Source organism: Streptomyces sp. NPDC047017, from assembly GCF_040644175.1.
GTDB lineage: Bacteria > Actinomycetota > Actinomycetes > Streptomycetales > Streptomycetaceae > Streptomyces.
The window spans coordinates 97,151-109,235 of sequence record NZ_JBEYVW010000005.1 but is presented as its reverse complement, the minus strand read 5'-3'; the positions used below and the strand labels follow the sequence as shown (position 1 = coordinate 109,235).

Genomic DNA, 12,085 nt, shown 5'->3' with positions numbered 1-12,085 from the left:
TGCGGGCGCCGACAAGGTTGCGGGCGTACGCGTCCGGACACCGACGGGTTTTGGGCGTACGCGCACGGACTCCGTCAGCGCGGGCCGGTGCCGGGGGGCAGCGCGGAGTGCGGGCGCGGGGCCGCGTTCCGGGCCGGCGGGCCGGGCGGGAACGCGCCCGAGGGCTGTCCGGTGCGCATCACCTGGTCGAGTTCCCGCCGTATGTTCGTGGCCGCGTCACGCACCCGTGCGGGCACGTCACCGCGCTCGGCGACGAGTTGGTGGTAGATCGGCGCGTCCTGGAACATGGGCGACCATGCCTTTCGATCGGGGTCTCGCTCCGCTGGGCAACGGTTGCCGAGTGTAAGGCCCGCTCACCGGGCCGCTGCGGGCCCCCTCTGGTGCTCGGTCACTTTGCCGTCTGCTACCTCCAGGTGGCGGGTCGTCCGGATCGCCTGGAGCATGCGGCGGTCGTGGGTGACGAGCAGGAGGGTGCCCTCGTAGGCGTCCAGGGCCGATTCCAGCTGCTCGATGGCCGGCAGGTCGAGGTGGTTGGTCGGCTCGTCCAGGACCAACAGGTTCACGCCCCGGCCCTGGAGCAGGGCGAGGGCGGCCCGGGTGCGTTCGCCCGGGGAGAGGGTCCCGGCGGGGCGCAGGACGTGGTCGGCCTTCAGGGCGAACTTGGCGAGCAGGGTGCGCACATCGGCCGGTTCGGTGTCGGGGACCGCCGCGCGGAAGGCGTCCAGCAGGGACTCGGAGCCGTGGAAGAGGCGGCGGGCCTGGTCGACCTCGCCGACCAGGACTCCGGAGCCCAGGGCCGCGTGTCCGGCGTCCAGGGGGAGGCGGCCCAGCAGGGCGGCCAGCAGGGTCGACTTGCCGGCGCCGTTCGCGCCGGTGACCGCCACCCGGTCCGCCCAGTCGATCTGCAGGGACACCGGGCCGAACGTGAAGTCGCCGCGGCCTACCTCCGCGTCGCGCAGCGTGGCGACGACCGCGCCCGAGCGCGGGGCCGCCGCGATCTCCATGCGCAGCTCCCACTCCTTGCGGGGCTCCTCGACGACCTCCAGGCGCTCGATCATGCGCTGGGTCTGGCGGGCCTTGGCGGCCTGCTTCTCGCTGGCCTCGCTGCGGAACTTGCGGCCGATCTTGTCGTTGTCGTTGCCGGCCTTGCGCCGGGCGTTCTTCACGCCCTTGTCCATCCAGGCGCGCTGGGTCTGCGCCCGGTCCTGGAGGGCGGCCTTCTTGTCGGCGTACTCCTCGTAGTCGTCGCGGGCGTGCCGCCGGGACACCTCGCGTTCCTCCAGGTAGGCCCGGTAACCGCCGCCGTAGAGGTTGATCTGCCGCTGGACGGGGTCGAGTTCGAGGACCTTGGTGACGGTGCGGGTGAGGAACTCGCGGTCGTGGCTGACGACGACCGTGCCGGCGCGCAGGCTCGTGACGAAGCGTTCCAGGCGTTCCAGGCCGTCCAGGTCGAGGTCGTTGGTCGGCTCGTCCAGCAGGAAGACGTCGTAGCGGGAGAGCAGCAGGGAGGCGAGGCCGGCGCGGGCCGCCTGGCCGCCGGACAGGGCGGTCATCGGCTGGTCGAGGCCGACGGCGAGGCCCAGGGAGTCGGCGGTCTCCTCGGCGCGCTCGTCGAGGTCGGCGCCGCCGAGGCCGAGCCAGCGCTCCAGGGCGAGGGCGTAGGCGTCGTCCGCGCCCGGGGCGCCGTCGACGAGGGCCTGGGTGGCCTCGTCCATCGCCCGCTGGGCGGCGGCGACGCCGGTGCGGCGGGCCAGGAACCCGCGTACGGTCTCGCCCGGGCGGCGTTCCGGTTCCTGCGGGAGGTGGCCGACGGCGGCCGTCGGCGGGGACAGCGTGAGTTCGCCCTGCTCGGGCGAGTCCAGTCCGGCGAGCAGGCGCAGCAGCGTGGACTTGCCCGCGCCGTTGGCACCGACGAGTCCGATCACGTCTCCGGGGGCGACGACGAGGTCGAGTCCGGTGAACAGGGCGCGGTCGCCGTGCCCGGCGGCGAGATTCTTGGCGACGAGGGTGGCAGTCATCAGAGGGCCGATCCTAATGCCCGCGGCCGGGGCGGCACGTGGCGTGGGGCCGCCGCCCTGGCGGTGACGGGCCCGGGTGGTGGCGGGCCCGGGCGGTCCGGGCCCGCCACCGTACGTCCGCGTGCGTCCGCGTGCGTCCGTCGCGTTGCCGGTGGTGTCAGTGGCCGGGGACGCGGTGGACGGTGCTCGGGGCCCGTACGCCGTCCCGGGCGGCGGCGGTCGCGGAGCCGGACCCGGCGGGCGCCGGGCCGGACATGGCGCGGGCGAACGCCGGGGCACCGCCGACCAGCGGGACCCGGGCCGAGGTGCGGGACAGGTCCAGGGTGAGGGTCGGTGTGGTGGACGGCGGGTCGATGAGGTCCTTGTCGGTGCCGGCGATGATCAGGGCCAGCCGGTGGCCCTTGGGGACGACGTGGTCGGTCGGTGCCAGGTCGAGGGTGATCGTGTACGCCTTGCCGGGGGTGAGCGGGACGCCCTTGCCCGGGGAGGCGTAGGTGCCGAGGTCGGCCCAGCCGCGGCTGAGGACGGTGCTGTCCACGGCGACGGTCTTGGCCGCGGTCGTGAGGTAGCAGGCGCTGTCGCCCGCCGTGCTCGCGCCCCAGCAGGTGCGGTCGGTGAGGGTGGTGATGCCCTCGCCGGCGTCGGCGTAGTCGCGGATGGTGTCGGGGCCGACGTCGACGAGGACGGCGGACAGGTGGGCCGTGGCGGTGGTCGGGGTCGCGGTGACGGTGACCTTGGAGGAGCCGGACAGCCGCAGGTCCTGGCTCAGCGGTCCGGTGACGAACCCGGCCTTGTCGGGGGTCGGCCGGTCGATGCTCGCCGCCCAGTCGGTCTCGCTCCGCTTCGGGTCGTCGGTGAAGGTCTCGGCGCCGGGGGCGGGGCGCAGGCCGAGGGCGCCCACGCCCGCCTGGGCGCCGGGGGCGGGGCGCAGGGTGGCCGTCGAGGTGCCGGGGGCCGGCCAGGTGCGGGAGGTGACCCACTGGTCGGGGTGGCGTTCGATGTCGGCCATCGGTTCGCGGTCGATGCCGTTGTCGTAGCCGAGGAGTTCGTGGTCGAACCAGCGGTGCAGGGTGTCGACCCAGGCGCCGCGGCGGTAGTCGAACGGGTCGACGTGGCCGGTCTGGGAGAGCCAGATCTTGCGCTGGACGCCGTTTCGGGCGAGGGCGTCCCACCACTGGCCGAAGTTCTTGGTGCGGACGTTGAGGTCCTGCATGCCGTGCACGAGGAAGACACTCGCCCTGACCTTGCTCGCGTCGCGGACGTAGTCGCGCTCGGTCCACAGCGGGGTCCAGTCGCCGGTGCGCGGGGCGCCGTCCACGAGCTTCTGCTGCTGGGCGGCGCAGTGGGCGTGGGCGGCGTCGCTCTCCACGTAGCCGGACAGCCAGTCGGGCCCGGAGTCGTAGAGCGGGGCGCCCTGGGAGAAGTAGTAGTCGTACCAGGAGGAGATGGAGCTGATCGGCACGATGGTCTTCAGTCCCTGGACGCCGGTGGCGGCCACGCCGTTGGCGATGGTGCCGTCCCAGCTCTTGCCGATCATGCCGGTGCGGCCGTTGGTCCAGGTCGCCCTGGCCGGGGTGGAGCCGGTGCGGGTGGTGTAGGCGCGGGCGCGGCCGTTGAGCCAGTCGATGACCGCCTTCGCGGACTGTACGTCGGAGCGTCCGCCGACATCGACGCAGCCGTCGGAGCGGTCGGTGCCGGCGAGGTCGACGCCGACGAAGGCGTAGCCGCGGGGCACGAAGTAGTTGTCGTAGTAGAGCGGCATCTGGACGACGTGGCCGTTCGCGTCGTACGTCTTGGTCTGGCTCTCGTTGCCGCGCCCGCAGCAGGAGTAGTACGGGCTGGCGTCCATGATGACGGGGACTTTCCGGCCCTGCTGCGCGGCTTCGCGGGGCCGGACGATGTCGGCGGCGACGCGGTCGGGGTGCCCGTCGCCGTCGCCGTCGAGTCCGGTGTCGACCCAGACGGACTCGCGGACGGCGTTCGCGTACGAGTAGACGGGCCGGCTCTCGGGCGGGGCGTGGCCGGCGTGAGGGGCGGCGTGCGCCGCCGGGCTGAGGAAGAGGGCCGCGAGGACGGCGGTGGCCGCCGCGGTGCACCATCTCCAGATGGTCATGCGCATGCTGTTCGGCATGAGCGGGACGGTACAGGGGGCAACTGCTGTGCAGAAGGGGGGACGTGACGTGTCGGCAGGAGTGCGCGCGTCCCGCCTGTGTACGACCCGCCTATGTACGACCGCCCGTGTACGTCCCGTCCGTACGCGGCCCCGCTCATGACGGCCGAATGGCGATCATGTGACAGAAGTGGCCATGGACATGCTCGGAGGCACAGGGTCTCAATAGGCTCCGAACAGACTCCGTCCCCCTACGACTTGGAGCTGACGTGCACCGCAGAATCATCGTGCCGGGCGCACTGGCGGCGGCCTCCCTCCTGCTGGCGATCCCGGCATCGGCCGCGAGCCACTCCCCCGGCGCGCCGGGCATCGGCGACCCCTACTACCCCGACTACGGCAACGGCGGCTACGACGTCTCCCACTACGACCTGCGGCTGACGTACCAGCCCGCGACGGACGAGCTGGAGGGCACGGCGACGATCACGGCCCGCACCACGCAGGACCTGTCCAGCTTCGACCTGGACTTCCTCCTCGACGTGAGCGAGGTGCGGGTCAACGGCACGAAGGCCGCCTTCACCACGTCCGGGCCGCACGAGCTGGTCGTCACCCCGAAGACACCGCTGGACAAGGGCACGCCGGTCACGGTCGTGGTCCGCTACAGCGGGGTGCCGTCCACGAAGAGCGCGTACGGCTTCACCACCTGGCACCGCACCCCGGACGGGGCGGTCGTGGCGGACGAGCCCGAGGCGGCCTGGTGGTGGTTCCCGAGCAACGACCACCCGAGCGACAAGGCCACGTACGACGTGTCGGTGGCGGTGCCGGACGGCACCCAGGCGATCTCCAACGGCACGTTGCAGTCGACCAGCTCGAAGCTGGGCTGGACCCGCTACAACTGGCGGCAGAACAAGCCGCAGGCGACCTACCTGGCCACGCTCGCGCTCGGGAAGTTCGACCTCACCACCGGCACCTCCGAGGGCGGGGTGCCGGTCGTCAACGCCTACAGCAAGGACCTCGGTGACAACGACGGGGCGGCGCGGGCGAGCGTGGAGCGCACCGGGGAGATCGTCGACTGGCTGAGCGGCTATTTCGGGCCGTATCCGTTCAGCTCGGCGGGCGGTTATGTCCCGAACACGACCACCGGGTACGCGCTGGAGACGCAGACCCGGGTCTTCTACAGCCCCAAGCAGTTCGCGAACGGTTCCAACGTCTCGGTGGTCGTGCACGAGCTGGCCCACCAGTGGTACGGCGACGACGTGTCGGTGAAGGGCTGGAAGGACATCTGGCTCAACGAGGGCTTCGCGACGTACGCGCAGTGGCTGTGGTCGGAGCACGAGGGCGAGGGCACGGCGCAGCAGCTCGCGGACTACGTGTACGCCTCGCACCCGGCCGGCGACGCGTTCTGGACGGTCAAGCCCGGTGACCCGGGCGCGGACGATCAGTTCGACGCCGCTGTCTACGACCGGGGCGCGGCCGCCATCCAGGCGCTGCGCAACGAGGTCGGTGACACCGCGTTCTTCCGCATCCTGAAGGGCTGGCCGCAGGCGCACGCGTACGGGAACGCGTCGGTGGCCGACTTCGAGAAGTACGCCGAGCAGGTGTCCGGCAAGCCGCTCGCGGGGCTGTTCGACACCTGGCTGTTCCAGCCGTCGAAGCCGGCCGCGCCCGCGGCCCGGCCGCTCGCCAGGGCGAAGGCGGGGACTGCGGTCGCGCAGCCGAAGTCCTGGAAGAAGATCGAGGCCGCCCACCGGGCGCACACCGGATGAGAAAGGGCCGGGCACCCCGCACGGGGCGCCCGGCCTGTCCTTCGCGGCCGCAGGCCGCGGCTGCTACTTCGTGGGGGCGGCGGGAGGCTGGGTGGCCTCCTCGGTGACGCGGCGGCGGACGCCGAACCAGCCGGCGACCAGCATGAGGGCGATCACCGGGATGAGGAAGAGGGTCTTGCGGCCCACCTCGGGGTCCTTCCACATCAGGCCGAGGCAGACCATCAGGAAGGCGATCGTGGCGATCTCGGTGACCGGGCTGCCGGGCAGGCGGAAGTGCGGCCGGGTGACCAGGCCCGCCTTGGCGCGGCGGACGAAGACGAGGTGGCAGATCATGATGATCACCCAGGTGCTGACGATGCCCAGGGAGGCGACGTTCAGCACGATCTCGAAGGCCTGGCTGGGCACCAGGTAGTTCAGGCCCACACCCAGCACGCAGACCGCACAGGTCAGCAGGATGCCGCCGTAGGGCACCTGGCTGCGGCTCATCACCCGGGTGAACTTCGGCGCGGAGCCGGCCATCGCCATGGAGCGCAGGATGCGGCCGGTGGAGTACAGGCCGGAGTTCAGCGAGGACATGGCCGCGGTGAGGACCACGAGGTTCATGACGTCGCCGGCCGCGGGCACGCCGATCTTGGACAGGACGGTGACGAACGGGCTCTGGTCGCCCGAGTAGACCGAGCCCGGCAGCAGCAGGGCGAGCAGGACCACCGAGCCGACGTAGAACAGGGCGACCCGCCACATGATCGAGTTCACCGCGCGCGGGACGATCTTCTCCGGCTCGGCGGTCTCGCCCGCGGCGACGCCGACCAGCTCCAGGGCGGCGTAGGCGAAGATCACGCCCTGCATTACCAGGACGACCGGCATCGCGCCGTGCGGCAGCAGGCCGCCGTGGTCGCTGATCACGCTCCAGCCGGGGGTGGCGCCGTCCACCGGGTGCCGGGTGGCCAGCAGCCAGATGCCGATCAGCATGAAGCCGACCAGGGTGGCGACCTTGACGATCGCGAACCAGAACTCCATCTCGCCGAAGATCTTCACCGAGATCAGGTTCACGGTGAGCACCACGGCGAGCGCGATCAGCGCCAGCACCCACTGCGGGATGGGCGTGAACATGCTCCAGTAGTGCGTGTAGAGCGCGATCGCGGTGATGTCGGCGATACCGGTCGTCGACCAGTTCAGGAAGTACATCCAGCCGGCGACATAGGCGCCCTTCTCGCCGAGGAACTCGCGCGCGTACGACACGAAGGACCCCGAGGAGGGCCGGTACAGGACCAGCTCGCCCAGGGCGCGTACGACGAAGAAGGCGAAGATGCCGCAGACCAGATAGGCCAGGGCCAGCGCCGGACCCGCGGTGTGCAGGCGGCCGCCGGCGCCCAGGAAGAGGCCGGTGCCGATCGCCCCGCCGATGGCGATCATGTTGACGTGGCGGTGCTTGAGGTCCTTGCTGTACCCGGCATCGCCCGCGTCTGCGGGCGTTCCGGTCGCCTGGGGATGTTCGGCGACCTGTGCCGTGTGCGCGGAGTCCTTGCTCACGGGTGGTTTCCACTCTCTGGTGCCCCGGGCGGGTGCGCCCGGGTGTCCGTACAAGTTGCGGCCCGCACCACCCATGACGCGGTACAGACCAGAAGAGCACCTTCCCAGAGAGATCACTTCTCATGCGATGGCAGATGTCACAGAGCGGAACTTCTCACATGACCTGCGAAGATCGGCTCCCGGCTTTCACACCAATGGTGAGACAGCGATACTGCTGCACATGACGACGACCGACGGCGGCGAGCCGGCCCTCACGATCGACGAGCTGGCGGCACGGGCCGGCGTCACGGTGCGCACGGTCCGCTTCTACGGCAGCCGGGGCCTGCTCCCGCCGCCCGCGATCGGCCCGCGCCGGGTCGGCCACTACGGCGGCGACCACCTCGCCCGGCTGGCGCTGATCGAGGAGATGCAGCACCAGGGCATGACGCTCGCCGCGATCGAACGCCACCTCCGGCAGCTCCCGCCCGGCCTCAGCCCGCACGACCTGGCCGTGCACCGCGCGGTCGTCGCCTCCTGGGCGCCGGAGAGCGTGGAGACGGTGACCCGGCGCGAGCTGGCGCGGCGGGCCGGGCGGCCGCTCGGCGACGACGAGGTGGAGCGGCTCGCCGCGATGGACATCCTCGCCCTCGCCCCGGACGGCGCGTCCTTCCGCGTCGACACCGGGCTGCTGCGGCTCGGGGTGGAGCTGCTGGACGTACCGCTGTCCGAGGAGACCGTCCTCGCCGCCCGTACGGCGCTGATCGCGCACGCGCGCGCGGCCGCCCGCGAGCTGTCCGGGCTGCTGCGCGACGCGGTGGCCGAGCGGGACACCGAGGACGTGAAGTCCCTGTCGGCCCATATGCACCCGCTGGTGGTGCAGGCCCTGCTCACCACCTTCCAGCGGTCCCTGAAGGAGGAGCTGCGGGAGTGGGTCGGCTCCCCCGAGGCCGGACCCGCCGCGGAGGGCGTGCCGCGCGGCACGCCCTCCGGCTGAGCGGTGCCTCAGCGCCCGTCGGTGAAGGTCTCCCCGCGCTCCGCCTTGGCCACCAGCAGGGCGGGCGGGGTGAACCGCTCGCCGTAGCGCCCGGCCAGCTCGCGGGCGCGGGCCACGAAGCCGGGCAGGCCGCCCTCGTAGCCGTTGACGTACTGGAGCACGCCGCCGGTCCAGCCGGGGAAGCCGATGCCGAAGACCGAGCCGATGTTGGCGTCGGCGACGGAGGTCAGGACGCCCTCCTCCAGCAGCTTGACCGTGTCGAGCGCCTCGGCGAAGAGCATCCGCTCCTGCATGTCCCGGAACGGGATCTCGTACCCGGGCTTCGTGAAGTGCTCGCGCAGGCCCGGCCACAGCCCGGCGCGCCGGCCGTCCTCGCCGTACTCGTAGAAGCCGGCGCCGCCGCTGCGGCCGGTGCGGCCGAACTCGTCGACCATGCGGTCGATGACCGCCTCGGCGGGGTGCGTGGGCCAGGTGCCGCCGGCCTCCTCGACGGCCCGCTTGGACTCGTTGCGGATCTTGCGGGGCAGGGTGAGGGTCAGCTCGTCCATCAGGGACAGCACCTTGGCCGGGTAGCCGGCCTGGGCGGCGGCCTGCTCGACGGAGGCGGGCTCGATGCCCTCGCCGACCATCGCCACGCCCTCGTTGATGAAGTGGCCGATGACCCGGGAGGTGAAGAAGCCGCGCGAGTCGTTGACGACGATCGGGGTCTTGTTGATCTGCCGGACCAGATCGAAGGCGCGGGCCAGCGCCTCGTCGCCGGTGCGGTCGCCCTTGATGATCTCGACCAGCGGCATCTTGTCGACCGGCGAGAAGAAGTGCAGCCCGATGAAGTCGCCCTGGCGTTCGACGCCCTCGGCGAGGACGGTGATGGGCAGCGTGGAGGTGTTGGAGCACAGCAGCGCGTCCGGGGCGACGACGTGCTCGATCTCCTGGAACACCTTGTGCTTGAGCGCCGGGTCCTCGAAGACGGCCTCGATCACCGCGTCGCACCCGGCGAGGTCGGCCGCGTCCGCGGTGGGCGTGATGCGGGCCAGCAGCGCGTCCGCCTTCTCCTGGCTGGTACGGCCCCGGGAGACGGCCTTGGCGCACAGCTTCTCGGAGTAACCCTTGCCCCTGACGGCGGACTCCAGGGAGACGTCCTTGAGGACGACCTCGATGCCCGCGCGGGCGCAGGAGTAGGCGATGCCCGCGCCCATCATCCCGGCGCCGAGCACGGCCACCTTGCGGACCTGGCGGGGCTCGACGCCCCGGGGGCGGTTGGCGCCGGAGTTGACGGCCTGCAGGTCGAAGAAGAACGCCTGGATCATGTTCTTCGCGGTCTGCCCGGCGGCCAGTTCCACGAAGTAGCGGGCCTCGATGACCTGGGCGGTCTCGAAGTCGACCTGGGCGCCCTCGACGGCGGCGGCCATGATGTTGCGCGGCGCCGGGTAGGGCGCGCCGCCCGTCTGCTTGCGCAGGTTGGCCGGGAAGGCGGGCAGGTTGGCGGCGAACTTGGGGTTCGCCGGTGTGCCGCCCGGGATGCGGTAGCCCGGCCTGTCCCAGGGCTGCTGCGACTCGGGGTTCGCGTCGATGAAGGCGCGGGCCTTGGCGAGCAGTTCTTCCGGAGTGGCGGCCACCTCGTGGACGAGGCCGTTGTCCTGGGCGCGGCGCGCGTTGTACTGGGTGCCCTGGAGCAGCACCTTCAGCAGGGCGTCGGTGATGCCGAGCAGCCGTACGGTACGGACGACTCCGCCGCCGCCGGGCAGCAGGCCGAGGGTGACCTCGGGGCAGCCGATCTTGGTGCCGGGGGTGTCGAGGGCGACGCGGTGGTGGCAGGCGAGGGCGAGTTCGTAGCCGCCGCCGAGCGCGGCGCCGTTGATGGCGGCGACGACGGGCTTGCCGAGGGTCTCGATGCGGCGCATGTCCCGCTTGACGGCGAGGCCGCCCTCGAACAGCTCCTGGGCTGTCTCCGGGGTGACCCGGATCAGGTCGCGCAGGTCGCCGCCGGCGAAGAAGGTCTTCTTGGCGGAGGTGAGGATGACACCGCGGACGGAGTCCTTCTCGGCCTCCAGGCGGTCGGCGACCGCGGCGAGCGAGGCGCGGAACGCCTGGTTCATGGTGTTCGCGGACTGGTCCGGGTCGTCGAGGACGAGGGTGACGACACCGGTGTCGTCCTGTTCCCAGCGGATGGTGGTGCTCTCGGTCATGTCAGGGGTCTCCGTAGAAGTCCGGGGTCCTGGGCACGGTCGGCCCGGGGTGCCGCTGGGGCCTGTCTGACCATTCCCGTCTGCCGCGCGACGCCATGCACGCCCTCTCGCCGCACCGGGCGCAGAGCCGAGTACACCCAGTACGAGGCTCTACGCCCGGCACCCCGAGAGCACGCACCTGACCCCGCGCGGCCGCCCTCCGGGCGACGACGGGAATGGTCAGACAGGCCCTGGGGGTCAGACGCGCTCGACGATGGTGGCGATGCCCATGCCGCCGCCGACGCACAGGGTGACCAGGCCGTAGCGCTTGTCCTGGCGCTCCAGTTCGTCGACGAGGGTGCCGAGGATCATCGCGCCGGTGGCGCCGAGCGGGTGGCCGAGCGCGATGGCGCCGCCGTTGACGTTGACCTTGTCCAGGGACAGGCCCATGTCCTTGACGAAGCGGAGCACGACCGCCGCGAACGCCTCGTTGATCTCGACGAGGTCGATGTCGTCGATGGTCAGGCCGGCCTTGGCGAGCGCCTTGCGGGTGGCGGGGGCGGGGCCGGTGAGCATGATGGTGGGCTCGGAGCCGGAGACGGCGGCGGAGACGATCCGCGCGCGCGGGGTGAGGCCGTAGCGCTCGCCGGTCTCCCGGGAGCCGATGGCGACCAGCGAGGCACCGTCCACGATGCCGGAGGAGTTGCCCGCGTGGTGGACGTGGTCGATCTTCTCCACCCAGTGGTACTTCTGCAGGGCCACGGCGTCGAAGCCGCCCAGGTCGCCGATGTCGGCGAAGGACGGCTTCAGCCTGGCCAGGGAGTCGGCGGTGGTGCCCGGGCGCAGGTGCTCGTCGTGGTCGAGGACGACGAGGCCGCTGCGGTCCCTGACCGGGACGACGGAACGCTCGAAGCGGCCCTCCTTGACGGCGGCGGCCGCGCGCTCCTGGGAGAGGGCCGCGTACTCGTCGACGTCGCGCCGGGTGAAGCCCTCGACGGTCGCGATCAGGTCGGCGCCGATGCCCTGGGGCACGAAGTCGGTGTCGAGGTTGGTCATCGGGTCGTTGAACCAGGCGCCGCCGTCGGAGGCCATCGGCACCCGGGACATCGACTCGACACCGCCCGCCAGGACCAGATCCTCCCAGCCGGAACGGACCTTGGCCGCGGCCAGGTTGACGGCTTCAAGGCCCGAGGCGCAGAAGCGGTTCTCCTGTACGCCGGCGACCGTGTCGGGCAGTCCGGCCGCGATGGCGGCGATGCGCGCGATGTCGGAGCCCTGGTCGCCGACCGGGCCGACCACGCCGAGCACGATGTCGTCGACGGCGGCCGGGTCCAGGCCGGGGAAACGGTCGCGGATCTCGTGGATGAGGCCGACGACGAGGTCGACGGGCTTCGTGCCGTGCAGGGAGCCGTTGGCCTTGCCGCGCCCGCGCGGGGTGCGGATCGCGTCGTACACATACGCTTCGGTGCTCACTGACAAGCCTTTCGCTGAGGGTGGGAGTGTGGTCCTGGCCGGGCGGGGGCCGG

Annotated in this window: 8 protein-coding genes; 2 read left to right on the top strand and 6 right to left on the bottom strand. The window is 71.9% G+C overall.

Annotation, left to right across the window (positions count from 1 at the left end):
* Positions 1 to 74 precede the first annotated feature (74 nt).
* The 3 genes from ABZ858_RS10300 to ABZ858_RS10290 form a co-directional block, all read right to left on the bottom strand.
* Positions 75 to 287 carry a hypothetical protein gene (locus ABZ858_RS10300; RefSeq protein WP_361374727.1) on the bottom strand — a complete coding sequence of 71 codons (213 nt, stop codon included), beginning with the start codon at positions 285 to 287 and terminating at the stop codon, positions 75 to 77.
* A gap of 66 nt (positions 288 to 353) precedes the next feature.
* Positions 354 to 2,018, bottom strand: a complete 1,665-nt coding sequence (locus tag ABZ858_RS10295; protein WP_361374725.1) for an ABC-F family ATP-binding cassette domain-containing protein — start codon at positions 2,016 to 2,018, stop codon at positions 354 to 356.
* A 157-nt stretch (positions 2,019 to 2,175) separates the two neighbouring features.
* Positions 2,176 to 4,149 (bottom strand): Xaa-Pro dipeptidyl-peptidase, encoded by a 1,974-nt coding sequence (locus tag ABZ858_RS10290; protein WP_361374723.1) that lies wholly within the window; start codon positions 4,147 to 4,149, stop codon positions 2,176 to 2,178.
* A 248-nt stretch (positions 4,150 to 4,397) separates the two neighbouring features.
* Here ABZ858_RS10290 and ABZ858_RS10285 point away from each other — a divergent pair, with 248 nt between their 5' ends.
* Positions 4,398 to 5,891 carry a M1 family metallopeptidase gene (locus ABZ858_RS10285; protein WP_361374721.1) on the top strand — a complete coding sequence of 498 codons (1,494 nt, stop codon included), beginning with the start codon at positions 4,398 to 4,400 and terminating at the stop codon, positions 5,889 to 5,891.
* A 63-nt stretch (positions 5,892 to 5,954) separates the two neighbouring features.
* Here the strand turns inward: ABZ858_RS10285 and ABZ858_RS10280 are convergent, their stop codons facing one another.
* Positions 5,955 to 7,421: an amino acid permease gene (locus ABZ858_RS10280; RefSeq protein ID WP_361374719.1), complete on the bottom strand. Its 1,467-nt coding sequence runs from the start codon at positions 7,419 to 7,421 to the stop codon at positions 5,955 to 5,957.
* 220 nt (positions 7,422 to 7,641) lie between these two features.
* Here ABZ858_RS10280 and ABZ858_RS10275 point away from each other — a divergent pair, with 220 nt between their 5' ends.
* Positions 7,642 to 8,394, top strand: coding sequence for a MerR family transcriptional regulator (locus tag ABZ858_RS10275; RefSeq protein WP_361374717.1), 753 nt, complete (start codon positions 7,642 to 7,644; stop codon positions 8,392 to 8,394).
* A gap of 8 nt (positions 8,395 to 8,402) precedes the next feature.
* Here ABZ858_RS10275 and ABZ858_RS10270 read toward each other — a convergent pair whose 3' ends face one another.
* Positions 8,403 to 10,580, bottom strand: coding sequence for a 3-hydroxyacyl-CoA dehydrogenase NAD-binding domain-containing protein (locus ABZ858_RS10270; protein ID WP_361374715.1), 2,178 nt, complete (start codon positions 10,578 to 10,580; stop codon positions 8,403 to 8,405).
* A gap of 237 nt (positions 10,581 to 10,817) precedes the next feature.
* On the bottom strand, positions 10,818 to 12,032 hold the full coding sequence (locus ABZ858_RS10265) for an acetyl-CoA C-acetyltransferase (protein ID WP_361374713.1): 1,215 nt from the start codon (positions 12,030 to 12,032) through the stop codon (positions 10,818 to 10,820).
* Positions 12,033 to 12,085 lie beyond the last annotated feature (53 nt).

Coding starts and splice junctions, on each gene's coding strand:
- ABZ858_RS10300 (WP_361374727.1), bottom strand. CDS start 287: ATGTTCCAGGACGCGCCGATCTACCACCAACTCGTCGCCGAGCGCGGT.
- ABZ858_RS10295 (WP_361374725.1), bottom strand. CDS start 2,018: ATGACTGCCACCCTCGTCGCCAAGAATCTCGCCGCCGGGCACGGCGAC.
- ABZ858_RS10290 (WP_361374723.1), bottom strand. CDS start 4,149: ATGCCGAACAGCATGCGCATGACCATCTGGAGATGGTGCACCGCGGCG.
- ABZ858_RS10275 (WP_361374717.1), top strand. CDS start 7,642: ATGACGACGACCGACGGCGGCGAGCCGGCCCTCACGATCGACGAGCTG.
- ABZ858_RS10270 (WP_361374715.1), bottom strand. CDS start 10,580: ATGACCGAGAGCACCACCATCCGCTGGGAACAGGACGACACCGGTGTC.